Annotated in this window: 24 protein-coding genes; 6 read left to right on the top strand and 18 right to left on the bottom strand. The window is 60.4% G+C overall.

All coding sequences use genetic code 11. The annotated features are described in order from the left end of the window. The first annotated feature begins 67 nt into the window (after positions 1-67). A complete protein-coding gene (gene tsaD, locus ACOOHD_RS18370) occupies positions 68-1,060 on the top strand; it encodes a tRNA (adenosine(37)-N6)-threonylcarbamoyltransferase complex transferase subunit TsaD (protein ID WP_420459337.1) in 993 nt (330 codons plus the stop codon). Positions 1,061-1,075: 15 nt separating this feature from the next. Here tsaD and ACOOHD_RS18365 read toward each other — a convergent pair whose 3' ends face one another. Together ACOOHD_RS18365 and ACOOHD_RS18360 are read right to left on the bottom strand one after the other, a co-directional pair. After that, positions 1,076-2,248, bottom strand: coding sequence for a glycosyltransferase (locus tag ACOOHD_RS18365; protein ID WP_420459336.1), 1,173 nt, complete (start codon positions 2,246-2,248; stop codon positions 1,076-1,078). Further along, positions 2,249-2,734 (bottom strand): hypothetical protein, encoded by a 486-nt coding sequence (locus ACOOHD_RS18360; protein ID WP_420459335.1) that lies wholly within the window; start codon positions 2,732-2,734, stop codon positions 2,249-2,251. A gap of 139 nt (positions 2,735-2,873) precedes the next feature. Between ACOOHD_RS18360 and ACOOHD_RS18355 the strand changes: the two genes are divergently transcribed. Together ACOOHD_RS18355 and lspA are read left to right on the top strand one after the other, a co-directional pair. Continuing rightward, on the top strand, positions 2,874-4,226 hold the full coding sequence (locus tag ACOOHD_RS18355) for a TlpA family protein disulfide reductase (RefSeq protein ID WP_420459334.1): 1,353 nt from the start codon (positions 2,874-2,876) through the stop codon (positions 4,224-4,226). Positions 4,227-4,256: 30 nt separating this feature from the next. Continuing rightward, entirely contained in the window at positions 4,257-4,751 is a 495-nt protein-coding gene (lspA, locus tag ACOOHD_RS18350) for a signal peptidase II (RefSeq protein WP_420459333.1), read from the top strand. 139 nt (positions 4,752-4,890) lie between these two features. Here lspA and queG read toward each other — a convergent pair whose 3' ends face one another. From queG to ACOOHD_RS18310, 8 genes are all read right to left on the bottom strand, one after another. Continuing rightward, a complete protein-coding gene (gene queG, locus ACOOHD_RS18345; protein WP_420459332.1) occupies positions 4,891-5,820 on the bottom strand; it encodes a tRNA epoxyqueuosine(34) reductase QueG in 930 nt (309 codons plus the stop codon). Between the two features lie 62 nt (positions 5,821-5,882). Next, positions 5,883-7,115 (bottom strand): SUMF1/EgtB/PvdO family nonheme iron enzyme, encoded by a 1,233-nt coding sequence (locus ACOOHD_RS18340; protein WP_420459331.1) that lies wholly within the window; start codon positions 7,113-7,115, stop codon positions 5,883-5,885. A 150-nt stretch (positions 7,116-7,265) separates the two neighbouring features. Further along, positions 7,266-8,246: a PorP/SprF family type IX secretion system membrane protein gene (locus ACOOHD_RS18335; protein WP_420459330.1), complete on the bottom strand. Its 981-nt coding sequence runs from the start codon at positions 8,244-8,246 to the stop codon at positions 7,266-7,268. Then, on the bottom strand, positions 8,243-10,252 hold the full coding sequence (locus ACOOHD_RS18330; protein WP_420459329.1) for a thioredoxin domain-containing protein: 2,010 nt from the start codon (positions 10,250-10,252) through the stop codon (positions 8,243-8,245). Before ACOOHD_RS18330 ends, ACOOHD_RS18335 begins: the two co-directional genes overlap by 4 nt. Positions 10,253-10,424: 172 nt before the next feature. After that, the gene (locus tag ACOOHD_RS18325; RefSeq protein WP_420459328.1) at positions 10,425-12,278 is read right to left on the bottom strand and encodes a S41 family peptidase; all 1,854 of its coding nucleotides are present in this window, start codon (positions 12,276-12,278) and stop codon (positions 10,425-10,427) included. Between the two features lie 4 nt (positions 12,279-12,282). Beyond that, positions 12,283-12,591, bottom strand: coding sequence for a hypothetical protein (locus ACOOHD_RS18320; protein WP_420459327.1), 309 nt, complete (start codon positions 12,589-12,591; stop codon positions 12,283-12,285). A 104-nt stretch (positions 12,592-12,695) separates the two neighbouring features. Continuing rightward, the gene (locus tag ACOOHD_RS18315; RefSeq protein ID WP_420459326.1) at positions 12,696-13,349 is read right to left on the bottom strand and encodes a MarR family winged helix-turn-helix transcriptional regulator; all 654 of its coding nucleotides are present in this window, start codon (positions 13,347-13,349) and stop codon (positions 12,696-12,698) included. A gap of 1 nt (position 13,350) precedes the next feature. Further along, positions 13,351-14,211 (bottom strand): sterol desaturase family protein, encoded by an 861-nt coding sequence (locus ACOOHD_RS18310; protein ID WP_420459325.1) that lies wholly within the window; start codon positions 14,209-14,211, stop codon positions 13,351-13,353. Between the two features lie 167 nt (positions 14,212-14,378). Between ACOOHD_RS18310 and ACOOHD_RS18305 the strand changes: the two genes are divergently transcribed. Then, positions 14,379-14,549 carry a DUF433 domain-containing protein gene (locus tag ACOOHD_RS18305; protein ID WP_420459324.1) on the top strand — a complete coding sequence of 57 codons (171 nt, stop codon included), beginning with the start codon at positions 14,379-14,381 and terminating at the stop codon, positions 14,547-14,549. 5 nt (positions 14,550-14,554) lie between these two features. Here the strand turns inward: ACOOHD_RS18305 and ACOOHD_RS18300 are convergent, their stop codons facing one another. The 7 genes from ACOOHD_RS18300 to ACOOHD_RS18270 all read right to left on the bottom strand — a co-directional run bounded on the left by ACOOHD_RS18300 (position 14,555) and on the right by ACOOHD_RS18270 (position 21,431). Further along, on the bottom strand, positions 14,555-15,238 hold the full coding sequence (locus ACOOHD_RS18300; RefSeq protein WP_420459323.1) for a hypothetical protein: 684 nt from the start codon (positions 15,236-15,238) through the stop codon (positions 14,555-14,557). 28 nt (positions 15,239-15,266) lie between these two features. Continuing rightward, positions 15,267-15,995 (bottom strand): type I restriction endonuclease, encoded by a 729-nt coding sequence (locus ACOOHD_RS18295; protein ID WP_420459322.1) that lies wholly within the window; start codon positions 15,993-15,995, stop codon positions 15,267-15,269. Next, on the bottom strand, positions 15,985-17,319 hold the full coding sequence (locus ACOOHD_RS18290) for an ATP-binding protein (protein ID WP_420459321.1): 1,335 nt from the start codon (positions 17,317-17,319) through the stop codon (positions 15,985-15,987). Before ACOOHD_RS18290 ends, ACOOHD_RS18295 begins: the two co-directional genes overlap by 11 nt. A 672-nt stretch (positions 17,320-17,991) precedes the next feature. Beyond that, positions 17,992-18,282, bottom strand: coding sequence for a type II toxin-antitoxin system HicA family toxin (locus ACOOHD_RS18285; RefSeq protein ID WP_420459320.1), 291 nt, complete (start codon positions 18,280-18,282; stop codon positions 17,992-17,994). Further along, positions 18,272-19,276: a hypothetical protein gene (locus tag ACOOHD_RS18280; protein ID WP_420459319.1), complete on the bottom strand. Its 1,005-nt coding sequence runs from the start codon at positions 19,274-19,276 to the stop codon at positions 18,272-18,274. Before ACOOHD_RS18280 ends, ACOOHD_RS18285 begins: the two co-directional genes overlap by 11 nt. A gap of 76 nt (positions 19,277-19,352) precedes the next feature. Further along, positions 19,353-19,661, bottom strand: a complete 309-nt coding sequence (locus ACOOHD_RS18275) for a type I restriction-modification system subunit M N-terminal domain-containing protein (protein WP_420459318.1) — start codon at positions 19,659-19,661, stop codon at positions 19,353-19,355. Positions 19,662-19,835: 174 nt separating this feature from the next. Then, positions 19,836-21,431, bottom strand: a complete 1,596-nt coding sequence (locus ACOOHD_RS18270) for a carboxylesterase/lipase family protein (protein WP_420459317.1) — start codon at positions 21,429-21,431, stop codon at positions 19,836-19,838. A gap of 97 nt (positions 21,432-21,528) precedes the next feature. On the opposite strand from ACOOHD_RS18270, the gene ACOOHD_RS18265 reads away from it, so the two are divergent. Together ACOOHD_RS18265 and ACOOHD_RS18260 are read left to right on the top strand one after the other, a co-directional pair. Next, entirely contained in the window at positions 21,529-22,479 is a 951-nt protein-coding gene (locus ACOOHD_RS18265; RefSeq protein WP_420459316.1) for a hypothetical protein, read from the top strand. A gap of 18 nt (positions 22,480-22,497) precedes the next feature. Further along, entirely contained in the window at positions 22,498-23,400 is a 903-nt protein-coding gene (locus tag ACOOHD_RS18260) for a hypothetical protein (RefSeq protein ID WP_420459315.1), read from the top strand. On the opposite strand, the gene ACOOHD_RS18255 is transcribed toward ACOOHD_RS18260, so the two are convergent. Next, a complete protein-coding gene (locus tag ACOOHD_RS18255; protein ID WP_420459314.1) occupies positions 23,401-25,410 on the bottom strand; it encodes a glycoside hydrolase family 65 protein in 2,010 nt (669 codons plus the stop codon). Positions 25,411-25,466: the final 56 nt, after the last annotated feature.

Below are 25,466 nucleotides of genomic sequence, written 5' to 3'. Positions count from 1 at the left end.
GTGCAAGTATAAAACAATTTCCCGGACCGATCAGTGACCCCCGGCCGTAAATATACGTTTTCCCGCCATGCCCACCCTTCTTGCCATCGAATCGAGCTGCGACGACACCTCCGCTGCCGTTGTACGCGACGGCACGGTACTGAGTAACGTCACCGCCGCCCAGGCCATCCACGTCGAGTACGGCGGCGTGGTACCCGAGTACGCCAGCCGCGCCCACCAGCGCAACATCACCCCCACGGTAGCCGTGGCCCTGCGCCGCGCCGGGGTCACCGAGCGGGAGATCGAGGGCGTTGCCTTCACCCGCGGCCCCGGCCTCATAGGCTCGCTAATGGTGGGTGTCAGCTTCGCCAAGGCCTTTGCCCTGGCGCGTGATATCCCCCTGATCGAGGTCGACCACATGCAGGCCCACGTCCTGGCCCACTTCGCCGAACCTCCTTACCCGGACTTTCCCTTCCTCTGCCTCACGGTGTCGGGCGGACATACCCAGCTGGTGGTCGTACATAGCGCTCTGGAGCAGGAGATCATCGGCCGCACCATCGACGATGCGGCCGGTGAGGCTTTCGATAAATCCGGCAAACTCCTCGGACTGCCCTACCCCGCCGGCCCCGAGATTGACCGCCTGGCCCGTCAGGGTACGCCCATTTTGGAATTCGCTCAGCCCGATCCGGGAGGGCTCGACTTCAGTTTCAGTGGCCTTAAGACCAGTATCCTTTATACCCTACAGAAAAAGGCCAAGGAGCAGTCCGATTATGTCGCCGAAAACCTCGCCGACATCTGCGCCTCCGTCCAGCAGGCCATCATCGCTACGCTGCTGGGTAAACTCGTCGCGGCGGCCGCGCAAACCGGGCTCACCCAGGTTGCCCTGGCCGGTGGGGTAAGCGCGAATAGTGCCCTACGTCAGCGACTGGAGGAGGAGGGCCGGCAGCGTGGCTGGACTACCTTCGTACCCCGGCTAGAATACTGCACGGATAATGCGGCGATGATTGGCGTGACGGCTACGTTCAAGTATGCGGAGGGGCTATTTGCTAGTCAGGATGTGGCGCCAGCTGCTCGTCTGTAGCGACGACTTTAGTCGTCAAGCTACCGATATCTGTAGCAGCGTGACGGCTAAAGCCGTCGCTACACGGCCTTTCCACTTTACGCGTACACCAAGCAGCGTGGCCGTACCTACCCCCACCAAATAAAACGGATAGATCAGCTGCGCCAATGCGTACCACCGCATTAATTCCCCCCGCCCGTAGTGCTGGCACACTGTCCGTAGCAGCACCCCGTCCGCCATCCCCTTTACTAGCCACGCCAGCAGCGCAAAGCCTAGGAATTGACTGTCGTATGCTCCACACAAGAGCCCGACCAGGATGCTAAGCGAAGCTAGAAAGGCCAGCCCCTGCGCTATACTCAGTGCTGCACTCCCGTAACTCCCCGCCTTCCCCGCCCAGCGGATGCGCTGCCGAAACATAGCTCCCCAACCCGCCTCCGGTTTCGTGGTGACCATCGTCGCGGGCGCGGTCGAGCAGCCGATGCGCATACCTGCCGCTACGAATTTGTGCAGCAGCAGCACGTCGTCGCCCGAGGGCAGGTGATCCACCCCGGCGTACCCCCCTACCCCCACGAAAGCCGTGCGCCGAAAGGCCAGGTGAGCTCCGTTAGCCAGAGCCGGCGTACCTGCTGCCACCGCAGCGGCCGTAAAGAGTTGGTAGCCCAGCACATCCAGGGCCTGAAAGGCGGAGCAGGCCCCGTAGACTGGCGCTATACCGACCGGTCCGAGCACTACGTCGTACCCGGCCTGCACTACACGATTGAGTTCACTCAGGGTGCCGGCGGGCCAGCGGCAGTCCGCGTCGGTGGTCACGATTAGCTCGGCGGTGGTATGGTCGATACCCAGTTGCAGGGCAGCCTTCTTATGGGCTACGGTGGTGGCGTAGGCGGGGTGGTCCTGGAGGCGAAGGAGGCGGAGCTCTGGTTCTACGGGGCTTGCACCGGCGACCGCGGCAGATTCATCCGTGGAGTGGTCGTCGAGTAGGATGATCTCGTAACGGTCGGGGGGATAGTCCTGCTCCAAAAGATCCTGCACTAGGGCCGGCAGGTGGACCGCTTCGTTGCGGAAAGGGACCAGTAGGGCGATGGATAGCTGCCCATCGGGATCGGGAAAATACCGGGCGATGGCACGGCGCCAGAAGTACAAGTTGTAGCCCTGCCAGACGGCGTACAGCAGCGCCAGCAGCAGCGGTAGGGGGGCCGGCCACCCCAACTACTTAAAGTACTCGTCGTAACCCGGCTCGTCGCGCGTCTGCCGGGGGCGGGGCTCCGGCGGTGGGGGTAGCACCTCGATATCATCGACTTCCATGGGCTCGCTGGTGACCTCCTCGTAGTCGACCCACTTGCCGTTGCGGCGGATGTCGGCCTCCTTGCGTACTTCCTTTACCTTCCGTTTGAAGAGCGCCGCGCCCAAGAAGTACAGGAACACGAAGGGATAGAAAACAATGCTCAGCGCGGTAGCGGTCAGGCCGTAGACCCAGTTGCGCTGGAACAGATTCTTGATGCCGGTAAAGTAGCCGGTGACGACTTTATAGTCGATGATGAGGGCGGCCAGCAGGGCCAGGGGGGCCAGGCGGTAGAGCAGCGCGATGATCCAGCCTACGATGGAAAAGAGCACGTAGAGCACGACCAGCGCCACGACGATACCCAGGGCGGTACGCAGCGGCGAGCGTTCGAAGGAAGAGCGGTTGGACAGCATACGGGGTGAACAGGCCCGGACCGCAGGGGGTTGGCAGCGGCATCCCGGGGGGCACCCTTTTTCGTCAGATGGTGGCATTTTATCGGTCAATCCACGGGGCGGGGTCGCCGGTGCAAGGCTTATGGCGTAAATTCGTGGTATGCTACGCCTGCTTCTACTGCTATGCTGCACCCTGAGTGGGGTCAGTCTCTCGGCCCAACGGGAGGTCACTCTCACCGCCCGGCTCGGCGACTGCCCGAAAGCCCCCCAACTGTATCGCTTCACCGGATTTGGGTTTGAGCCCCTGCGTCCCCTCGTGCTGCAGGACGATGGCTCCTACCGCGCAACCCTTACGGTAGATGAACCCGTTTTCCGTTATCTGGGCACGGACCCCTCTACGGCCGTACCGATCATTCTGGGTGGGGAAGACTCGCTGACCATCAGCGGTAGCTGCGGCGCACTGCGACAGTCCGTCGTGAGTGGTAGCACGATCAATACGGCGTACGTAGCGCTAAAGCAGGAGTTCGATGCCTTTAATGAGCGCTATACTACCCTAATCCAGGACATCCAGGTGATCGAGGACGAGCGGGTGAACCGGGAGGGCGAGGAGGCCATGCGGCAGTTGGACGAGGAAAAGCGGGACCTGGTAGCGCGCATGGCGGTGGAGTACCCACTACTAGGCCGCGTCGCTAGTATGAATACTTACCTGAGCTTCTACAGTGCTAACCAGGGACAGTACGCCAGTGAGGTGGACCACTACGTGCGGACTTACTTCCAGTTCGTCGACTTCACCGATCCGGGTTACAACGATCTGTCGTGGACCTTCGAGGGCAGCCGCGGCTTTACCGCTACACTGACCAAGGCGCTGCCCGCCGGGGAGGTGGCCGCGGTTGTGCTGGAACAAACCGGTAGATGGCCGGCCGGTAGTCAGGCCCGCTTCCTGGCACGCAGTGGGGCACTCGGGGCACTCATCCCCACTAAGCACCCCGCCACCCTACCCGTAGCCCAGGCCCTGATCGCCGAGTACGAGAGCACGGAGCCCGGGGCCATCGCCTTCGTGAAGCAGCAGACGACCGGACTGGCCAGTTTCACCATCGGGGCACCCGCTCCGCTCTTTACGGGAGAGTCACCGGAGGGGGAGTCGATCAGCCTGGAGGACCTGCGCGGGCAGTACGTGCTGCTCGATTTCTGGGCCAGCTGGTGCGGGCCCTGCCGCCGTGAGAACCCCAACGTGGTGCGCATTTACCACAAGTACAAGGACCTCGGCTTTGAGATCCTCGGCATCAGTCTCGACGACCGCCGCGAGCGCTGGGAGGGGGCCATTGCGGCCGATGAGCTGGACTGGCTGCACGTCTCCGACCTAAAGGGCTGGGCCAGTGAGTTCGGCCGGCTTTATGGGGTGACGGCTATACCGCAGACCGTGCTGCTGGACCGCGAGGGTAATATCGTGGCGCGCGATCTGCGCGGGGCCGATCTGGAGCGCAAGCTGGCCGAGGTGCTCGGGGCACGCTAAGTGGTCGCCGGTGCGCTACCTTTGCCCCCCATGAAGCATTTTCGTTCCCGGCTGCTGGTGGTCCTCGCGGTGGTTGCCGTTTCGGTGGGCCTCGACCAGTGGACGAAGTACCTGGCTACCGTCCACCTCCAGGGGGAACCCGATCAATTTTACCTCGGCGGCATCCTGCGCCTCACCCACGTGCACAATACGGGAGCCTTCCTGAGCATCGGCTCCGGGCTCAACGATACCTGGCGGCCCATCCTGCTCAACGTCTTTCCGGCCCTGCTGCTGATCGCCCTACTGTACTACATCTTCCGCGAGCGCTTCCTCAATGGCTGGCAGATCGTGGCCCTTTCCCTCATTGTGGGTGGTGGCCTGAGCAACATCGTCGATCGCCTCCTCTACGGCCACGTGGTGGATATGCTGCACCTCAAGGCGCTGGGACTACAGACGGGAATTTTCAACGTGGCGGATATGGCGATTATGGGGGGGATGTTTATTATGCTGCCGTTTGCGCTGAGACCTTCGCGTCGCGAAGGGTAGACCCCTCGCTGGCGCGTTCGGGGGTAGACCGCTGCGCGGGAAGAGCTGCCGCCGGGGTGCCTGCGAGACGAGTCTATCCGCTTTAGCGGTCTACGTCCGAACGCGCCAGCGAGGACTCTACCCGGCGCAACGCGCCGGTCTACTCCCCTAGAAAATTTACATTCCGGCGAAGACCGCTAAACTTCGTCCGCTTCACCGCAGACTTTTGAAACACCCGGCGAAACACCTCTTCCGTCATTTCGTGCCATTCCCGCTCGCCCATATCCGGTAGCTCGGGGTGGGGGGCGAAGGCGGGCTCGTTATGCGGAGTGCTGAAACGATTCCAGGGGCATACCTCCTGGCAGATGTCGCAGCCAAAGGCCCAGCCCTCCATGCGGCCGGCGAACTCCTCCGGGATGGCCTCTTTGAGCTCGATGGTGAGGTAGCTGATACATTTACTACCGTCGACGACGTAGCCGGCCGGACTGATGGCCTCCGTGGGGCAGGCATCGATGCAGCGGGTGCAGGTGCCGCAGTGATCGCGCAGGCGGGAATCGACGGCTGGGTCAAGGTCCGTGATGAGCTCGGCGAGGAAGAAGTAGCTGCCGGCTTTAGGATGGAGGAGCAGGGTGTTTTTGCCGACCCAGCCGGTGCCGGCGCGGGCGGCCCAGTCGCGCTCTAGCACTGGTGCACTATCGACGAATACGCGGCCCTCGATGGGGTGAGCGAGGGATTCCTCGAGGCGGTCGACGAGCTCACGAAGTTTGGCGCGGACCACCCGGTGGTAGTCTTCCCCGTAGGCGTAGCGGGCAATCTTGGGCGCCTCCCGGCTGGGGGTATCGTCGGCGGGGAAGTAATTGTAAAGTAGGGAGACGACCGACTTGGCTCCGGGCACGAGCTTGGTGGGATCGACGCGCTTATCGAAGTGGTTCTCCATCCACTGCATGGTGCCGTGGTGACCGGCATTGAGCCAGGCTTCGAGGCGGCGCGCTTCAGGGTCCATACGCTCGGCCCGGGCGATGCCGACGAAGCCGAAGCCTAGGTCGTAGGCCGTCTGCTTGATGTGGGTAGCGAGCTGGGTAGGGTTCATAGCAAACGCAAAACGGCCACCCCGGGAATCGGAGCGGCCGTTAAGGTAAGGAAGGGGGCTTCCTAGAAATCGTTGATGGAGCGGCCGGTGAAGGACATGACGTTACGGAAGCCGATGTAGGACTTGGTGGTATCCTGGTACTCAAAGGTGCGGGTACCGTTCTGGAGGTAGAAACTGATGTCCTTCCAGCTACCGCCGCGGATCACCTTGCGCTTGTAGCTGATGGGATCGTCGTCCTGAGCGTTGTAGCGGATATCGGGGTTGAAGTCGTGGATGAAGCTGGTGGCGTTCTCCTGGAAGGCGGTGATGGTCCACTCGGCTACGTTACCGGCCATGTTATAGAGGCCGTAATCGTTGGGGTAGTAGGCATCGACGGGGACGGTGTAGGAACCGCCATCGTCGGCATAGTTACCACGGCCGGGCTTGAAGTTAGCCAGCAGACAGCCCTTAGAGTTGCGGGTGTAGGGGCCTCCCCAGGGGTAGGGGGCGTTTTCCTTGCCACCCCGGGCAGCGTACTCAAACTCGTACTCGGTGGGTAGGCGGAAGTTCTCGATGAGAGCCTCCTGGTTGTAGGTATTCCAGAGGGTGGTACGCCAGAAGCTGAAGGCGCGGGCCATGTGCCAGTCGATACCGACTACGGGGTAGTTATCGTAGGCGGGGTGGCTGAAGTACACACGGGCCATGGGCTCGTTGTAGGCGTAGGCGAAGTCACGTACCCAGACCAGGGTATCGGGGTAGACGTTGACCGTCTTTTCGCTGATATAGGGGGTGATACCGTTGCCGTCCTCACCGCGGGGGCGGGCTAACGAAGCCTCGGTCCAGTCTACTTCGGAGTAGGTATACTCGTACAGGTTGGTGTTGGTCTGCTTCTTACCGGCGTAGTACTCTTCGAGATAGAGCTCGCTGAGCGCCTCGTCGCCGTAGTCAATGGGCAGTTCCCAGTCGATATTGCCGTTCTCGTCGACGTCACCGAGGATGACGTGGGCGATGGAGTCACGGACCCAGTTCATAAACTGCCGGTACTCGTTATTGGATATCTCCGTATCGTCCATGTAAAAGCCGTTGATGGTAACGGCCTTCGGGCGCTGAATGAAGGTACCGGTGATGTCCTGATCGCTGTTGCCGACGTGGACGGTACCGGCCGGTACGTAGACCATACCGTAAGGCTGTACACCCTTCCAGGTGGGGCGATCGAGGGAACCGACGAGTTCGCCGGTTTCCTTGCTACCGCCGCAGCTGGTGAGTAGCAGAGCCAGGGCGGAAACAGCTAGTGCGGTGTGTAGAAAGTTTTTCATGCGGAAGGCCGTGGGATACGGCTTGGTTTTCAAAGGAGGGTAAGACTGTGGGGAAAACGAAGGTAAAAACATAGTTAGTACGTAGGGTGCGGTGGTAAGCGAAGTTTAACAAGTGCGAGAGAGCAGAAGGGCGGCAGTCCGACAAAGCACCTACTGTTTGGTGCGCGGGTTGTAGATCACCGGCGGTGGGATACCCGCCCCGATACGCTGGCGCAGATTGTACTTCAAGCTAATCTCGTGACTGCCATCCTGCACCGTACGTAACTCCGATAGGGTAAGATCGTACGCATACGCTACCGAAATTTTGTCACTTAGGTTCAATCCGGCCATAAGTACAATCGCATCCGAGGTAACCTTATTGTAGCCCCGGTAGGCCAGCCCGGCGAAAATGTTCTCGTTGTAACGGGCAATGGCGCCGAAGCTGAGCTGGTGCTGGATGCCGTCGCTGACCGCAAACAGCATGGGCGATATATCCCAGGCCCGCAGCAAGTCGAAGCGGGCGCGGAGGTAGCCATGGTACTGCTGGCGCAACGGATAGTCCCTTCCCGGGTAAGAGATTGTGCCCTGGTTAAAGTTGAGTACGGACACCCCGCCTTCCAGTCGTTCTGCTTGATAGTAAGCGCCTAGGGCTAGTGTGAATGTGCCCGCCCCCTCGGTACCGTCCGGTATTAGATCGTCATTGTGTATGATCACGCCCGGCTCGGGATATTGTCCACCAGTCGCACGAAGAATGGACCCATTCAAACTCATCTGCTGGTACCGCGCCGATAGCCCCAGCGACCACACGGCGGTAGGCCGCACGAGCTGGTAGTTCCAGCTAGCGCCGAAACGGTTCATGGTGCGGGCGCCGATCTGATCGCGCTCGCCCTCGATGCCGAAGCCACTGCTCAGAAAGTACACGGGTAGGTGCGCGCTGATGCGTTGTCCGGTGGGCTGGCCTTCCAGTCCGGTCCACTGCGTGCGGTAGCTAGCCGTGACGCTCAGGCTGTTGTCCAGACCGGCGTAGGCGGGATTAAACTGTACGGGGTCGAGCCAGAAGAGGCTGTACTGCGCGAATTGCTGCGCCCCGATAGTCATCGGGACGGCCATAGCCACTGACAGACAGACAAGAAGGAGCAGATGTCGGGTCATGAAGGATGGACTAACAGTTGGCGGGCAGCCTCGACGGTAGAAACGGGCAGTTGGCAGCTCCGGTTCTCGCAGACGAAGAAGCGGAGTTCCGAAAGGTAACGATTCTCTAACAAGGGAATGGGCCAGCGGTCGTGCTCCGCCGCCACAATCAATAAGCCGGGTCGGTAGTCCGACAGGAATTGCCTGGCGGCCTCCCCCGCCCCCGGCCCGGTCACCACCAGCTCCCGCTCGGGCTGCTCCATGAGTAGGGCCGTCAGTCCCCAGCCGGCAAAGCTTGTGGGGTAGCGCTGCACGGCCCCGGCCAGGGCGGTGAGCATACGTTCGGCGCGCTGGGTGTAGCGGTCTTCTCCGGTAAGGCGGCCCAGTCGGTAGAGGTTGTGCGCCATCTGGGAGTTGCCGCTGGGTAGGGCGTTGTCGTAGTAATCCTGAGTGGCTACGGGCAGCTCGCTATCCGCCGGGGGGCGGAGGTAGAACATCCGGTCGTCGGCGTCGGAGAAGGTAGCCAGCACGTGGTCGACGAGTTCGCGGGCGTCTTTTAAAGCATACTTCAAGTCCAGGCTCGCCTCACTGAGGTCGAGGGCGGCGGCGGCCAGGGCGGCGTAATCGTCTAGGAAGGCCGGCGCACCGAGGGTACCGTTGGTGAGGTTACGGTACCACTGTCCTTCGTGGTGCAGCTTCTCGTGTAGATGTTGGTAGAGGTAGGTAGCCAGCTCCAGGTAGCGCTCCTCGCCCGTGCCGCGGTAGCACCAGCACCAGCCGGAGACAAGCAGGGCGTTCCACTGGAGAATGAGCTTGTCGTCGGCCCCGGGAGGTACGCGTTTACGGCGTTCGGCGGCTAGAAGGTCACGGGCGGCGGCAATGCGGGGGGTCAACTCTGCGGAGCCGGATGGGCGGTAGGGGATGTTCGTGGCCTCTTCTTCCCAGTTGCCCGCGTGGGTGATGCCATAAAATTCCGCTACGGCCTCGACGTCCTCGGTCGGTAGCAGTTCCTCCAGTTCCCGGTACTGCCAGACGTAGTACTTGCCCTCCACGCCCTCGCTGTCGGCATCCAGAGCGGCGCGGTAGCCTCCGGCGGGTAGGGCCATTTCGCGGTCGAGCCATTCGGTGGTTTCTTCAATGGCGCGTAGGTAGCGGTCATGGGGGGTTACGGCCTGCAGCTTACCGAGCAGGCGCAGCAGTAGGGCGTTGTCGTAGAGCATCTTTTCAAAGTGCGGTACCCGCCAGTTTGCATCCACCGTATACCGGCTGAAGCCCCCGCCGAGCTGGTCGTAGATGCCACCGTTGAGCATGGCCTGCATACTTTGTCCGGCACGGTAGATGTCGTGGTTATTGCCGGTCAGTCTGCCACTTGCCAGCAGCAGCTCCAGCGACTGGCTCTGGGGAAATTTTGGGGCCCCGCCGAAGCCACCGCGGGCCTCGTCGTAGTTGGCGCGTAGCTGCTCCATCATTTGCGTTGCACTCCCGATAGCTATCGGGACCCCGCCCGTTTCAATGTCGAGCAGCCGGTTGCCGCCGGAGCTGATATTGTCGACCAGCTGTTGTGCTTGCTGCTCCACTTCCTCCCGGTTTTCGTGGTAGGTGCGGGCGATGTACTCGAGCAGTTCGGTCCAGGACGGTCGGTTGTACTTGCGCACCGGAGGGTAGTAGGTGCCGGCGTAGAAGGGGCGCGCATCGGGCAGCAGGAAGGCATTGAGTGGCCAGCCTCCTCCGCCGGTGATGGCCTGGCAGGCATCCATATAGACCTGGTCGACATCGGGGCGCTCCTCGCGGTCCACCTTGATGCATACGAAGTTTTCGTTCATCACCCTGGCGGTGGCCTCGTCCTCGAAGCTTTCCCGTTCCATCACGTGGCACCAGTGGCAGGTGGAGTAGCCGATAGAAACCAAAATGGGTTTGTCTTCCGCTTGCGCCCGCTGCAGGGCTTCTTCGCCCCAGGGGTACCAGTCGACGGGGTTGTGGGCGTGCTGGAGGAGGTAGGGGGAGGTCTGGTGTTGGAGGCGGTTCAAGGAGTAAAGGGGTTAGGGGCTAAAGGAGTAAAGGGGCGTCATAGGTGTAACACACGGCTGCGTCGTTTGGGGGAAGGGCCCTAAATGTAAGCCGGGTGCAGTACAATGCTGCCTCCCCCGATAGCTATCGGGGCGGCAGCAACATGCAGCCTCTGGCTGCGCTTTAGATGCACTAGGATCCCTTCTCAATTAATTCAATAGCCCGCTCCAGCAGCTCGTCCCGTCCACTACGCACCGCCTCCAGGGTCAGCGGCACCTCGATGTCCGGTACGATGCCGATGCGCTGGGTGGGGGTGCCGTCGGGGTAGAAAATGCCGATGCCGGATATTCCGGTAGATAGCCCACCCGGCAGGGTGATGTTGGAATAGTTGCCGTCGGCGCCGGCGGTAGTGCTGCCGATGATGGTGGTGAGGGGGCTGGCGCGGAAGGCCATGGCGGTGTATTCGGCCTGGCTCTGGGTGAGCTCGTTGACCAGTACGACGACCTTGCCGGTGTAGGGCTCGGGGGCAGCGGGGATCTCACGGGGTTCACTAAGGATAAAATCCCCGGGCGTAGCCACGCTCATGGTGGTGAAACGCACAAAGGGCATGTCCTCAGTAAGAAACCAGGGGGCCAGTGTGAAGGGCATGAAGGCGGAAGGATAGTTGCGGATGTCGATAACGATGCCCTTGGTGTCTTTCAACTGCTGCTGAATGACCGGTATGTCCTCCTGCTTGATATTTTGTAGGGTCACGTAGCCGATGTCTTCGCTGAGCAGCTCGTAGGCGGGGGCGTCCCGCTCTGGATACCAGCGGTACGGCTTCACCTGTTCTTTGGCGAAGCGGGGAATACCACGGGTTACTACCTCACCATCTGCCGTACGCACCCTGACCGCGACCCGATCGGTGGTGCCACGTAGGAGATCGGCGGAAAGGTTGCGTAATTGCGTAGGTTGATTAGAGGCAGGGTAGCCGGTGCGGAGGGAGTCGACTAGCTCAGTGACGGGCGTGCCGTCGATCTCGGTGATGACATCGCCGATCGCTAGGTCGGTGGCCGGGCTCAGGGTAGTCTCGTAGTAATCAGTCACGGTAAGCTCATCCTCTACAAAGCGGAGGTGTACGGTGGCGTAGCGGTCACCCCGTTGTTCATCCAGCTTATCCCCTCCGTCCCATAGATTAGCGTGTGTATCGTTGACCTCGGCGATCAGCTCAAGGGCGGCCTGCTCGTAAGCCGGTTCATTTTCAGCTTCGAGAAAGCGGGGGATGTAGGTGGCGAGAATTTCTTCCCAGTCGTTGTCGGTCTCGGCTACGTAGGGAAAGAAGTACCGGATCATATTCCAGTAGCGGTATACGGCCAGGAGGCGGAAGCCGGCATCGGGGTAGGCCATCGTCTCGTAGGGACGTTCGTGGCGGAATTTGGGATTGCCCACGCCCGGCTCCGCAGCGATATAGTAGTGATCGTCACCGCTGGGCCGATTGGTATAAATATGCCTAAGCTGTTGCCGAAGGGTATCGCTGGTGATGGCCGAACCGATCCAATCCAGGCTAGCCGTTAGTACCACATCCGTATCCACCTGCGCACATTCCGTACAGGGAGGTACTGCTCCGAGTGCCGTAATCCACTCTTCCAGCACCGTTTCTCGCTGCACCTGCGACCCCGCCCCTAGATACTCCGGCAGGACGCGGAACAGATCAAAGTCCCACTGCCGTTCGCCACGGGCAATGGCGGGGTGGTGGTACTTCAGAAAACCCCACACTCTACCCAGTAGGTCGAGATCGGCGATGAGCGGTGGATTGAGTTCAGGGAAGGTGACCTTGCTTCCCGCGTCAAAGACCGTGTCCTCATCGGCGGGATAGGTCTTCGGTGCCTCCTCGGCTTTGGTCTGGATGTCCTCCCCGTCAATCGTAACCGTGAAGGCGTCGAACCAGGCTTCGCCCTGACCGACAAGGATGCCGGCAACGTAGATACCGGTAGCATCCTCAGGATAATTGAGCGTAATACTGTAGGGCTGCCAGTCGCGCGTACCGATGATTCCCTCTGCGTTCATATTGTCAAACGCCAACACCTGCCCGCCGCTGCCGTCGATGCGAAGCAGCAATCCTGCATGCCCCTGACTGAATTTTCATGTAGCCGTCCAGGCGGATGGTTGCCCCCCGATACTTCGCGGGAATGGCGTATGCGATACTTCCGAAGGCCCCGCCCCCTTCCGTGGAGGTAATCTTGGCGCAGGTGCTCCCGGAGTATGCTGCGCTATCGGCCGTCAGCGCGTAGGTACCCCACTGAAACCAGCCCGCGGGGAGCTCACCTTCCGGTGCCTGCTCGAAGTCGAGGTTGTACTTAGCAGTAAGCTGAGCGCACATAGGGTACGGTAGCGCTAGTAGGCAGAAAGAACATAGGAGTAAGTGATACATAGGGATAGAGGCAGCGAAACTGGATGGTAATGCACGGAAGATAAGACAGCAACTCACAACAAGCTATTCACATACAACGCGTGCAGCTCCGCAATATCCTCCTGCCCGGCGGCGGCCACCCCGTTGTGCAATTCATTCAGGAGCCGCAGGTTACGCAGCAGTTCGATCTGCCGGTCTTCGTCGAAATTGGCGACCATAAACTCGCTGAGTAGTGTGATCTGCTCCGATATCCGCGCAAATTCTTCCTGCCCCTTGTCGGTGATGGTGACGAGCTTGACGCGGCCGTCAGTGGGGTCCGGTAGGATGCGGAGCAGGTTGTGGCCCAGTAGCCGATCGATCACCTCGGTGCCGGTGGCCGGTTTGAGTTGACTGCTGTCCAGGAGTTCCGTTTTGCGTAGCCCACGGCGCGCGGCGTGTAATACGGTGAGCACTACCAGATCGTCCCATTCGGCCAGTCTGCTGTGCCGTAGTAGGTTGCGGATGTAGCGGCGGTAGTGATCGGAGAGCCACCCTAGCTCCCGCAGGATGCGCATGGGTCGGGGTACCCGGGCGCTTTCCAGGTCGACCTCCTCCTCCGGCGGCTCCTTGCCTCCGCGTTGCAGGTAGCCCCCGAAGGCGATCAGGTCACCGGCGGCGGCGGGGTGGCGGGCTACGTAGGCTCCGTAGGCCTCGATTAGGCGGACGACGTTGGGGGCTAGGAGGGCCATACTACACGGGCGTGGTTATCCTTCGTGTTGGCACCGTCCCGTCGGGGAGGGCCCAGGGGCGGAGGTCGTCCGCCGGCATGGTGTGGAGCTTGGGTACGGTCAGTTCTTCCGGGTCACGCCAGGCGGGTAATCCGATGGTGATCGCCTCCTGCGGCACATCCATCCGGTGGGTACCGTGCAGCCGGTCCCAAAATCCGAAGACCACGCCGTAGTTGGCGTCGAATTCCTCTCGCACGATGCTGTGGTGGATGCCGTGGGCGCGGGGGGTGATCATGACCCTAGCTAGTACATGCTCGACCGACTCCGGAAGGCGTAGGTTGCTGTGGTGGAAGGCCGTACAGCCCTCGAACACGGCCTCGTAGCCCAGGACCAGGTCGGCCGGGGCACCAATGAGGGCCATCATACCCCCGCGGTAAAAGATCGAAAACACCTGCTCGCCCAGGTGGAAGCGAAAGCCGGTGGTGACGTCCATATCCAGATCGGAGTGGTGCACCCGGTGGAAGCGGTACAGCAGGGGGACGCGGTGGGTAAGTACGTGCCAGGTATAGTTGGTGTAGTCGAGCAGCAGCGCCCCGACGGCGTAGCGGGCCCAGCGGGGCAGCGGCAGCCACTGGACGAGGCCGAAGCGACGACGGTCGGCCCACTCCCCAGCGTAGACCATAATGGGCAGTAGTAGCAAGCGGGCCACGGTGAAACCAGTGGCGGCTACGGCGGTATTGGTGACGGTGCGCCCAGGCTTGCCGTGGTGCTGTTCGCGCAGGGTGAAGACTTCTTCCAGGAGGTAGAGTCCGGCGACTACGGCGGCCAGGACGGGGAAGGCCCGGCGGTCGAACCAGGGGAAGGAGAGGCGGAGGTTGGGCATGGGGAGTGGAACCATTGAGCGTCCGGTTGAGTTTTGGCCCGACGCAACCCCTACTCTCGATCTACCGTTTTGTTAAACAACAGTATATTTCCTATGGAACGATCTCCCCTACTCGATCGAATCACCCTTACCCAGAAATTTGCCGTGGCAAACCTACTATTCGCAACATGCGGTATATGGTCACGGCGATGCTCGACTATCTAGCCGGGGGCGACACTATCGATGAGTTAATGGAAGAGTTTGAGGAGCTTGAACGGGAGGATCTACTGGCTTGTATCGCATATGCCAATACGATGCTGAGGGTGCGGGATAATAGCGCTTCCTTTGCGCTGATTTGATTCTCTTACAACCGCAAGCCAAGACTCAACGTAAGCATCTGGCGACGGGGACGGGTCATTACGGGCCCAAGCACGATGGGAACAAAATCCCCGGCACCCGGCGTAGGCTGAGGAAAGAGGTAGGAATACCGGAATTGGTGGTACTCGTAGCCAAGCGTAATCTGTGGACGGGAGGCATACCGTTTTGAGGCCACCGTCAGGCCTAACCCCAAGAACTTACCACCCTGCTGAAAGAGTACTACGGAAGAACTGCCGTTACCAAATTGCTGCTCGTGCCACTGGTGCCCGCCGCGACCACTTACGGTTAGGTCGATTGACCCTGATACTGGAATATCGAGCGCCACGGCGGCGAATACCGGAACCAATAACCGGGTGTAGGAACCGAACATAAGATCGCGCTCACCAAAGCTTCCGCTAAGCCCAGCACCGATGCCTACCCGAAGGCGGGGCCGGAGGCCATAATAGATGATAGTCTCTAGACCAAAGTGAGGTTGGCGCAACCGCAGGCGGTCGGGCACGTCCAACACCATAGTACCGGGGGTGGGTGAAATGATTTGCGTAGAGGTAGCCTGTCCGAGGTTGAACTTAACGGGAGCTGCTACGACAACCGACCAGCGGCCGGCGTACGTGTCCTGGGCGATGGCGAAACCGGCAAATAGGACAAGTAGCAGGCTGAGGTAGTATCGCATTGGTAGGTAGTTTAATGCGTAGACGTGCCTAGGGCGGGGTGATGTTGGTGCGCTCACCCCCACCATACCGTGACCAAACATGCTGATACACCACCCCCAACCGCTCGCTCACCTCCGCATCCGTATATACCGCAGGGGGCAGGTACAGCAGCCGGTCGTGGATCGTAGTGCGCACCCCGGCGCTGACCTGGTGGCTCTCCCGCCAGCGGTCTACGCTGAGGACATCCCGCTTCTGCCCGTTGGTCAGCTGCTTACCCTCTCGGAGTAGATCGAAGATGGCCAGAGCCTCCTCGCCGGTCAGGCCCTCGCGGACGTAGCGCGATTCCTCTTCCCCCATCGCTTTGATCAGCTCGGTGAGCTCGCCGAATACCTCCTCCAGGGCAGACTGGTCCTTGCCGGCGTTGTAGCGCTCGATGATCTCGCGGTAATGGTCGTAAAGTTCCAGGCGCAGGGGGTTCTCGCGCAGCGTCCGTTGTTTTTCCTGGTTCACCCGTCCGGGTTCCTTGACCGAGGAGCCCTGCACCAGCGTCCGCGCCCCCTCCCCGTAGGCGGTAGCGGGGCGGTCGGGGTTAAGTCGTTGGAGAGCTTGCAGCAGATAGCGGGTGAGGACGACTTCCCCCTTGTTAGCACGCCCCAGTAAGCCGTCGGGGCCGAAGGTTTCCTTTTTCCAGGCGGTGAGCACGGTCCAGCCCAGTTCTTCCAGGCACTCCTGGAGGGCGGATTCTACGAGGCCGTCTTCGGAAAAGTTATGTGCCATTGGGGGGTGAGTCCAGGATATCATTCAACGAAAAGCCCCGGTAAGTAACGGTATAGCCGGCTAAATCGCGCTGAATGGCCTCCGCTTTAAGCTTTAGCTTTTCAAGGTTGATGTTTTTCTCCTGTAGTTTGACCTCGCCGACGACGGCCTGTTTGGTAAGCTCATTGAGGGCGATGACGTCGATCTCGTTTTCGCCGTTGCGCTGCCAGTACTGCCCGATGGCGGAGTACTGCTGGGACTCGGCGAGTTGGAGGCGGATGAGTTTTTCGAGGATGGGTCCGGCGTAGGTGGTAAAGTCGCGGTCGATGAGGTCTCGGAGGTAGTCGTAATTGCCCAACTCGACGATGCCCGCGTACTTGTAGATAAAACGAAACCAGAAGTTGAGAAAATTATCGTCGATGGCATACCTGATCGAGCGAGTGCCGACCTTGCTGAACATGGGCCGACGGCGTTTGATGATCAGGTAGTCTTCTTCGAGACGCTGCATCTGGCCGCCCACATTTTTTTGGATGACGCTTTCTACCTCCGCACGGGAAGTTCTACCGGCTGCAATCAGGGTGAGAATAGAGAAATAAGTCCCGTACTCTTTGCCAAACTCTTGAATGAGAACATCCCGCCCCTCCTCCAGAAAGATCTCGTCGGGGCTCAGGAAAAGGTCCAGCATTTCTGCATGAGTAAGCGCCTCCTTATCCACAAACAGTTCGACGTACTTCGGAACGCCCCCGGAGAGAATGTATAGGGTGAGCAAATCGGACGGACCATGGTCCGGGGCGTGCTGCTGCATGATACCGCGCAGGACACTCGGGGAAAAAGGCCGTATGTGTAGGTAGTTGGATGCTCTACCGTACAGCGGCTCCCCGTAGTCGCGGAAGATCTTCTGCATCAGCGAGTAGACCGAACCGCTGAGGATCAAGTTCAGCTTCATCGTTTCGCGGTTGGCGTCCCAGTGATTCTGCATCTCACTGTATACGGAAGGGTTGATACGAAAGAACTCCTGGAACTCGTCGATCACTAGATTCACCTGTTGCTGTTTGGCCAGGTCGATGACGTAGCGAAAGATGTCAATGAAGCGGGTGATCGTTCCTATGATACGCACACCCAGGCTCTCCTCGATGTGGCGGCTGAACCCTTCGCAGAGCAGGGGCTCGTCCATACGGGCAACGAAGAAATACAGATACTTCTCTCCCGTTAGGCTCTCCTTGATCAGGCGGGTCTTGCCGATGCGGCGGCGTCCGGTAACGACGGTCATTTGACCTCGCGTAAAGCTGCGCTCACGGATCTTGGTCAGGGCGGTGAGCTCTTGTTGACGGCTGGTGAATTGCATAAAGGCAAGGTAACAATGTTACAGTAGTTACGGCTACAGTAACGCGGGTTACGGTAACGGACGCTACGTTGCTCGATTTGATGTGACCAGAAACTAAACTTCTAGATAATCTCCGAACTGAGGTCCAGCATAAAACCACCCCTCATTAGTTACAAAACAGAATAACAAGCTGATAACCACTAAGTTAGCTGGTTTTGTTATGGAAGATCACATTTTTGATTTTGCGTAACACTTTACTCCTCACCAACTCCTCCCTCCGCAGCGGCCTGTTCGCCCCCCTGGTCGACGGGGACGAGCGGATGGGCAATCTAGTTGAGACTGGCATCTTCTCCCAGTGATTTCACCGCCAAAACTTCACGACCTATTACGCGCGCTGGCAGCGCGGAGAAGTTGACATCGTGGGACTTGATAAACAAGCCCTCCACCCCACCTGGGCAGTAGAGATCAAATGGTCGGATCAGTTTGCGCGGCAGCCGCAGAAAGTTGAAGAGCCTGCTCTCCTTCACCCGAAAGAACTAACTGACTACGGCGGTGGTGACGACGAAGTCGGTGTCGCGGCAGGTGGAGTACAATGGGGTGGTGTTGAAGTTTTTGCCGGCGGCGCTCTATGCGTATATGGTGGGGCGGCGGAGTGTGGGGGAGGGGTGAGCGGGATGTGACTATTCAGTTTTCTCATCTGATCTCCCCCACCTCCCGCAGCATTTCTACATACTCCTCCCCTGACATCGGGCAGTCAAAAAAGCGCTCCGCAGATTCAGCGTCTGGAAAGCGAAGCTGTTTTTTGATGCTTCCCATAAGGGATGCTGAGTACTCCTTCTTCCCGTGGCTGAAGTAGGTTTTAACGGTCTGCTTCTTGCCCTCAATGACTAGAAAATAGAACTGATGGTGCTTTTTCTCGGGAAATAACTCGAAACCTTTTTTGGTAAGTGCTTTTTTCAAATCCTTAGTCTTCCTAGCCTTCATTCCAAACACTCGATTTTGTCAGGCCCTGCAGTTCATCCTTCAGCTTGATGGCGTCTTCGGAAAGGTTCTCGTCCGCTTCGTAGTAAAAATTCACGTACAATGAATAAATGGCAAATACGAAGGCTCCTTCAGCATCCTTACGGGTATCCCCCCATACGAATACATCCAATGCATCATTTTCAACTTGAAACAAGCCGTCATCAATACGCACCTCGCCAACGATAGCCCGTTGAAACTGAATTTCTAGCCCTTCATAGTCAAGTTCATTCAGTATAATTGGATACGTATCGGGAGCAACCTCTTCCACGTAATGAACGGCATTCACGCTAGACCTAGTGAACTTACCCCTTGCGGCGGAGTCTACGTCCATCGTGACGTACAACTTGTAAGTTTTCCGAGCTTCCAGGCCCTCCGTGGCAGCTTCTTTCGGTGCGTAGAAAGAAACTTTTTCCTTACTCGGTCGCGTGAGCGGCTTCACGTAGGTTCGGTTTGCATCCTGGATGCCAACGCGGTAACGGCTCGATTTAACGGCTCTGAAGATCGGTCCGTAAATCAGCTTACGCTCTCGCTCACTGAACCTCGAACCGATGCGACTTAAATAAGCTGGATCATTAAAGTCACTTCCGATAACCGTCTTAAAGTCTTTGAATGTAGCCTCTTTCTTAGCTACTACGTCATCTCTGAAGAGCACGCCAGAAACATTTGATGACTGTGGAGCCAGCGCTACCTCAAAACTGCCGAAGTTTACATTGACTGCCAGCAGGGAGGACTCGGCTAGCAGTTGCTTCTTAGCGGCCGGTTGCTGCTCGATGAGGTTAGCGTAGACCTCATCCTTCGCTAAAGCAATAGCTAAGAAATTTTGGTAGGCCCTGTTAAGTTCGCTAAGAACCTTGACGATAGATTTAACCGTAGCAGCGTCGCTACTACCCGCTATCGGCTCGATCTTAAGATTGAGCGCCATCTCACGCAGTTCGTTCAGTAAATCCGTAGCCATCACCAAGGAGATCGACCGCGAATGTAACACCAAACGGCTAACTGATACAGTCAGTAGCGCGACCGTATCAGCTGACTCACGCCTCCACCACCCCGCCCATCAACCGTGGCAACAACAAATCCCGTGCCTCGCGCAACCCCTCATTCTGCCGGCGGGCAAAGTCATCCGGCCAGGCCTCGCGGCGCTGTCCGGTACGCGGGTTGACGGGCAGGCTACCGGCGAGCTCGGCGGCGGCGTCCTCGTAGCGGTTCTGGGCGAAGCGCAGCAGGACGAGTCCGAGCAGGGGGTCTTTGTATTCGGCGGCGGTGAGTTTGGAGTTGCTGCGCAGGTCGTCGGCGGCTCCCCAGAGGTCGCTTTCCAGGTTCCTAATCTGGTCATGAGTCATGCGGGTAAGGTAACCCTTCCCTCTGATCCAGCGCAGCCGGAGGCTGCATGTTGCTACCGCTGCCGGAGGCAGCATTGTACTCTCGTTGCACCTGCGCCCCCGCCCAAACTCCCTGTCCACGAGCGCAGCGAGCATCCCCACAAATCGTAAATCATAAATCGTACGTCGTAAATCTCACTCCCCAGTATAATACCCATCCAACCCCCGGTACCGCTCCTCCACTCCACTCTCCTGCAACCCACTCTCCGCATCCAGGTGCATGACATTGGGCGCTTCGGCACGCATCGGCGTCCACTCCGGCAGCTCCCCCCCGTTCGGATCGCCGGTCTTGACAAAATTGGCCAGGTAGGTCGAGATCGTCTCCGCGGCCTTACGGTCATTTTCGTCCCAGGCGTAGGCGTCGGACTTATCGAGCGTATTCATGAAGTACTCGATGTCGGTGGCGTGGCCGGCCCCGATGGGCTCCTCGTCGCGGGGCTGCCCCTTCAGCGGCGGGCGCACTCGGTCGAAGCGGTAGCGGTATACGGGCTGCTCACTGGTGCTGTCGTGCAGTTGGGCCCACTTCCAGGTGCTGTACACGATCCAGCTGTCGGAACGCAGGTCGACGGCCGTGCGGTGCAGGTCGTCGCCATCGCTGGGGTAAAGCGCCAGTAGCTCCTCGGCCCGGTCTCCGAACTGCTCGCGCACCTGCTCCTCGTAGCTGGCCGCACTCTCCGGGGCGGGGGCCCAGGCCGATTCGGCGCTCGTCCAACCTACCAGCAGGGGGATCTGCGCCTGCTCGCCGGCCGCCAGGATCTCGGCGGGAGATTTAGGCAGTAGGTAGTCGTCGATCACCAGTCCGCTACGGTAGCGGTAGTCCTGGTTCCTTACGGCCGTTTCGTAGATGACGCGGGTAGGAGTCTGGCGCAGCTCGGCTAGGGAAGTGACGCTCAGTTGCTCGGCAAATTCGGTACCGGTAGCCTCAGCCTCCGCCAGCGGCACCGGCGCAAAGGTCGGATTGATGGCCGCCCCGCTCTCCCCCACCGCCCCGGCCAGCAGGTCGCGCGACAGCGGCGAGGTCATCAGTACGCTCACGTCGATGCTACCGGCACTCTCCCCGGCGATGGTGATGCGGTCGGGATCGCCCCCGAAGGCCGCAATATTATCGCGCACCCACTCCAGGGCCTTCACCTGGTCCAGCAGGCCGTAGTTGCCGCTATGCCCCCCTTGCTCGGCCGTCAGTTCCGGATGGGCAAAGAAGCCAAATACGCCCAGGCGGTAGTTGGGCGTGACGACGATGATGCCGTCCTCGGCCAGTTTTTCGCCGTCGTAGCGCAGCTCGTCGCCACTACCGGTCGTATTGCCGCCGCCGTGGAAGTATACCAGCACGGGTAGGTCGGTCGTACCGCTACGGGCGGGCGTCCACACGTTCAGGTACAGGCAGTCCTCACTGGCCATCGGCGAGCGAAAGCGCATATCGTCGAATACGTAGGGCTGGATGGCCCGCGGACCGAATTCAGTAGCCATTCTGACCCCCTCCCAGCTTTCGGCGTCCTGCGGCGGTTGCCAGCGCAGCTCCCCCACCGGCGGGGCGGCAAAGGGGATCCCGAAGTAGGTCTGTACGCCGGTTTGGGTACTGTACCGCCCCTCCAGCGTGCCCTGCTCCACCTCGGCCCGTACCGCAAATCCCATATTGCTTTGGGCGCGTACGCGGGTGCTGAGTAGGAGGACCAGGCCGATGCCCAGGCTTACACCTAAGGCGAGGGCGGGACGTAGGAACGGATGTCGCATAGTTTGATCGATTTATGGTGGAAAAGGTAGGGCATTAGAACCACTTCCACCGCGTGCCCGCAGAATGCACTAACTTCCCTGCCTCAATCGGTCGCTCATGTCAGAACACATCACCCACATTGCCGTCGGCGAGGACAGCCTGCGCGTAGCCAGTCAGCACGACGGGTTCAGCGCACGAATCAAAGCGGCCGTAGCCGCCTACCCCGACGCCTTCCGCCTGGGTACCTGTACGCGCTCGGGGGATACCTTCATTCTGCCCCTGCTGACCCAGTGGAAAGAGACCTGGAAAGGGGGTGCCACGCAGCAGGAACAACTCGCCTACACCATCGGCTGGATGGGTCACCTGGCCGGCGACCGTACCTTCAAGCCGGTATTTCGCATCACCGACCTGGCGTTTTATACCCGTGGCTACCCGGGGCCGGCCCACGCCAGTATCTACCACGACGCGGCGACCTTTAACCGGGTCTTTGCCGATGGCACCGAGCCGCCCTTCCACCCCGCTACCCTTTCACATAATCTGAGCGACCACCCGGCCGCCGCCTTCCTACCGGTAGAGGCGCTGGAGGGGCCCCTGGCCGTGCAGTTTGCCGATCGGCTGGCGACCCTGAAAACCTTCCTACCGGTTACGGTCGACGACTGGGAAAAGCAGTGGGAAACGCTGGACGAGGAGCGGCAGAGTTTCTACGTAGAGATCGAGCGGTACACCGAGGCCTACCAGTCTCCCCAGCCCGCCCGTACGCGGCAGTACCTCATCGACCCTAACTTTTACGATGAGGCCGACCCCATCATCCGCCTAGCCCGCGCGGTGCAGCACGGTGACCACGTAGCGATCACCGTGGAGGAGGCCCTGGACGGCACGGAAACCCAGAGTCTCTACGCCCAGAGTTTAAAATTGGGCCACGACTTCATGTGGGCCTGCAGCGAGTACCTAGAAGGAAACATCGACCTGGAGCAGGCCAAGAAGGACACCAAACAGTTCGAGGCGCACAAGCAGCGCCTGGAGTACTATGTGGAGCAAGCCAAATTGCAGGAAAAAGCCGATAAGTAGGCCCAAAGTATCCCGATCATGACCCAACCCCCCACCCGCCGCGATTTTCTCAAGTCCTCCCTGCTGTTCGGTCTCGGAGCTAGTAGTCTCGGGGCCTACGCCGGCATACCGTCCTCCAGCTTCTTCCGTGCGGACAAGCTAACGGGGCCCGGCGGACTAGCCCCCTTCATCGCCGGAGATGACCTACTAAGACTCATAGCGCTGAGCGAGCTGCCGAAGTCGGTGCGCCAGGCCCTGACCGTTAACCGGGAGGTATTCCATCTGGGTCGGGCCTGGACGGTGGACACAGCCGGACTGCAAACGGTACTCGACGAGTCGCGCCGGCTCTGGAAAGCCGAGCAGGGACAGGACCGCGGCTTTACCCAATTTGCCCTCGCCGCCGGTCACCTCGCCGCCCGGGCCATGGACGAAGCACTGGGTACCGAGGAAGACGACGCCGAAGCCACCCGCTACCGCGACACCTACCTCTTCAAGCAACTACAGAATGCCAAACCCCACGCCCGCCGGGTGGCAGTGGACGGTCCGGTACCGGAGGTCACGCCGGCGGAAGTAGCCGAGCTGCTCCACCTCATGCAGCAGCGTAACCTGATCCGGATGCACACGCTGCGGCCGGAGTTCAGTGACATCGAGAGCTGGCTGACGGACTTTCTTGGCTACTACGCGGAGATGAAGGCGGAAAATCTACGCTACGGCGAAGTTTTCTGTGCCCCGGAGGCGGAGAAGCTGCAGCGCTACGTGCTGGAGCCCGGCTTTTACGATCCGGAAGATGCGCCGATCCTGGCGGCACGGCAACTGGCAAACGGGGAGGTCGTGGGTAGGGTGACGCCGGACCTCACTACCGCTAGCTCGCAGTACGGCCGGGCCCTGCTCAGAGGAATGGATGTTTTAGGTATGGTAAGCAGTCAGGTAACGGGCGCCTAGCTACTCCACCCGAAAGGTCCGCCGCTCCGGCCCCACCCCCGTAATGGTCAGCGAGGTCCAGGCCGCGGGCAGCCTACCCTGCCCCTGCACGATACCCCCGTCGGTAAAGTCGAGCCCGCCAAAGCCGAAGAGCACGGCCTGGAGCATCCCGCCGGCACCGGTGGCAAAGTAGGGGTTGGTACCCCCGGCGGTCTCGGCCAGTACGCCGAAGGGCGGCACCTCGTTGGGCTGGTAGCTCTGCTCGAAGAGCCCGTAAGCTTTGTCTACATCTCCCAAGCGGGTATAGAGCAACGACAGGATGGCCTTACCCATGGCCGGACCGTCCTTGCTTAGCCGCGGCTCGTAGAAGGCGAGATCTTTGCGGATCTGGGTGGGCTCGCGCACGATGTCCATCGGCCAGGCTAGCAGGTTGACGTCGGCCTGCTTGATGGTGGTGTCGACGTAGGTGGCGTTCTCCCGGGTGGTACCATCGGGAAAGGTGAGGATGGGAATGTTGGCGGCTACCTCGGCCCAGGCGGTATCGGGTTCGAGGCCCAGTACGGCTGCCGCATCGCCGGCGTAGCGCAGGGCGGTGACGGCCATGCCGTTGGTGTAGGCGTTGTTGTCGATATTTTCTTCCCACTCGTTGGCACCGATGACGTTGTTGATGTTGTACCGGCCGGGGCCCTCCCGCTCCACGCGGCTGACGAAGAAGTCGGCCACCTCCCGCATTACGGGGTAGCCCGTCGTACGGAGCCAGGTCGTATCGCCGGTCGTCTGGTAGTAGCGCCACATGGCCCAGGCTACGTCCCCACTGATGTGGTGCTGAAATGGTCCGGTGAGGGCCCACACGGGCGTATCCTCGGAGCCATCATCCGCGCTTTCCCAGGGAAACATCGCCCCGTCGTAGCCGTGCATGAAGGCGTTGGTGCGGGCGGCGGGCAGGCGGTCGTAGCGGTACTGCATGATGGAGCGCGCCATGCCGGGTTGCAGGGCCAGCAGGCCGGGGTACATCCAGATCTCGGTGTCCCAGAAGACGTGGCCGTTATAGCCCAGGCCGCTCAGTCCCATGGGCGAGAGACTATACGCCTGCCCGGCCCGGGCGAAGCTGTACAGGTGGTACAGCGCAGAGCGCACGGCTACCTGATCGCGCAGATTGCCCTCGATCTGAATGTCGCTCCGCCAGAGCTCAGCCCAGGCGGCGCGGTGGCGGGCGATGAGACGGTCCATGCCCTCCAAACGGGCGAAGATGGTGAGCCGCTCGGCCTCGTTGAGCGGATCGGCGGTGTGCTCGCTGGCGATGGTACTGCCTACGACACCGAAAGTGTAGGTCTCGCCGGCGGCCAGCTGGCGGTGAAACTTGGCCAGGTGCATATTGAAGTCCCAGTCCTCGTGGATCACCCGCGGCTCGCGCCCGTGCGGCTCGGGAAACAGAAAGCTGGTGGAGGCGGCTACGGTGTGGGCACCGGTAGGACTCTCGGCGTAGCTGGTGAGCAGGCCCAGCAGTACGTGTGGCCGGTCGATCTCGCTGTAGGTATTACGTACGTCGCGCAGGTGGGTCGGGCTCTCGATGACGGAGGCCGGCGTGATGCGCACGGGTCGGCGGGCCGTGATCTCCACCTGGGCCAGAGCCGTGAACGGCAGGTGGCGCAGCGATAGCAGGGTGTGGCGTACGTCGATGCTGTCCCCAATGGAGAAAGTAGTGACGAGCTCGGCGTGCTGCATATCGAGCTGCTGCTGAAAGTCTTCGATGTCGCCTGCCCCGATGCGGCGGCCGTCCACGTCGAGGTTCATATTCATGTGGTTGAACGTCTTGAGGATATTGGAGACGCGGCCGCGCTGGTAGTTATCGTAGACGCCGTTGAGCACCACGTCCTGCACCCGCATAGGCTCGGGGCTGCTGACCAGTCCGACCATGCCGTTGGCTACGGTGATGCCGTAGTAGTTGGCGGGGTCGATGTCGGTGGCGGTGATGGTCCACTGGGCGGGGACGCAGGTGCTATAGAGGAATAGCAGGAGAAAGATGCGCATGGTGGATACTTTGACTCAAAGTACAGTCGGAGTGGTGAAGAGCTGCTGCTGGCTGT

Origin of the sequence: Neolewinella sp., assembly GCF_965214665.1 — a bacterium.
In the GTDB taxonomy this organism is placed as follows: Bacteria; Bacteroidota; Bacteroidia; order Chitinophagales; family Saprospiraceae; genus Neolewinella.
Note: the sequence above shows the minus strand (reverse complement) of the source record. Positions and strands in the feature narration are given on the sequence as shown.

Coding starts and splice junctions, on each gene's coding strand:
- ACOOHD_RS18295 (WP_420459322.1), bottom strand. CDS start 15,995: ATGGCACATAACTTTTCCGAAGACGGCCTCGTAGAATCCGCCCTCCAG.
- ACOOHD_RS18275 (WP_420459318.1), bottom strand. CDS start 19,661: ATGACTCATGACCAGATTAGGAACCTGGAAAGCGACCTCTGGGGAGCC.
- ACOOHD_RS18280 (WP_420459319.1), bottom strand. CDS start 19,276: ATGGCTACGGATTTACTGAACGAACTGCGTGAGATGGCGCTCAATCTT.
- ACOOHD_RS18265 (WP_420459316.1), top strand. CDS start 21,529: ATGTCAGAACACATCACCCACATTGCCGTCGGCGAGGACAGCCTGCGC.
- tsaD (WP_420459337.1), top strand. CDS start 68: ATGCCCACCCTTCTTGCCATCGAATCGAGCTGCGACGACACCTCCGCT.
- ACOOHD_RS18310 (WP_420459325.1), bottom strand. CDS start 14,211: ATGCCCAACCTCCGCCTCTCCTTCCCCTGGTTCGACCGCCGGGCCTTC.
- ACOOHD_RS18285 (WP_420459320.1), bottom strand. CDS start 18,282: ATGAAGGCTAGGAAGACTAAGGATTTGAAAAAAGCACTTACCAAAAAA.
- ACOOHD_RS18305 (WP_420459324.1), top strand. CDS start 14,379: ATGCGGTATATGGTCACGGCGATGCTCGACTATCTAGCCGGGGGCGAC.
- ACOOHD_RS18360 (WP_420459335.1), bottom strand. CDS start 2,734: ATGCTGTCCAACCGCTCTTCCTTCGAACGCTCGCCGCTGCGTACCGCC.
- lspA (WP_420459333.1), top strand. CDS start 4,257: ATGAAGCATTTTCGTTCCCGGCTGCTGGTGGTCCTCGCGGTGGTTGCC.
- ACOOHD_RS18315 (WP_420459326.1), bottom strand. CDS start 13,349: ATGGCCCTCCTAGCCCCCAACGTCGTCCGCCTAATCGAGGCCTACGGA.
- ACOOHD_RS18320 (WP_420459327.1), bottom strand. CDS start 12,591: ATGTGCGCTCAGCTTACTGCTAAGTACAACCTCGACTTCGAGCAGGCA.
- ACOOHD_RS18340 (WP_420459331.1), bottom strand. CDS start 7,115: ATGAAAAACTTTCTACACACCGCACTAGCTGTTTCCGCCCTGGCTCTG.
- queG (WP_420459332.1), bottom strand. CDS start 5,820: ATGAACCCTACCCAGCTCGCTACCCACATCAAGCAGACGGCCTACGAC.
- ACOOHD_RS18335 (WP_420459330.1), bottom strand. CDS start 8,246: ATGACCCGACATCTGCTCCTTCTTGTCTGTCTGTCAGTGGCTATGGCC.
- ACOOHD_RS18355 (WP_420459334.1), top strand. CDS start 2,874: ATGCTACGCCTGCTTCTACTGCTATGCTGCACCCTGAGTGGGGTCAGT.
- ACOOHD_RS18300 (WP_420459323.1), bottom strand. CDS start 15,238: ATGCGATACTACCTCAGCCTGCTACTTGTCCTATTTGCCGGTTTCGCC.
- ACOOHD_RS18325 (WP_420459328.1), bottom strand. CDS start 12,278: ATGAACGCAGAGGGAATCATCGGTACGCGCGACTGGCAGCCCTACAGT.
- ACOOHD_RS18270 (WP_420459317.1), bottom strand. CDS start 21,431: ATGCGACATCCGTTCCTACGTCCCGCCCTCGCCTTAGGTGTAAGCCTG.
- ACOOHD_RS18260 (WP_420459315.1), top strand. CDS start 22,498: ATGACCCAACCCCCCACCCGCCGCGATTTTCTCAAGTCCTCCCTGCTG.
- ACOOHD_RS18255 (WP_420459314.1), bottom strand. CDS start 25,410: ATGCGCATCTTTCTCCTGCTATTCCTCTATAGCACCTGCGTCCCCGCC.
- ACOOHD_RS18290 (WP_420459321.1), bottom strand. CDS start 17,319: ATGCAATTCACCAGCCGTCAACAAGAGCTCACCGCCCTGACCAAGATC.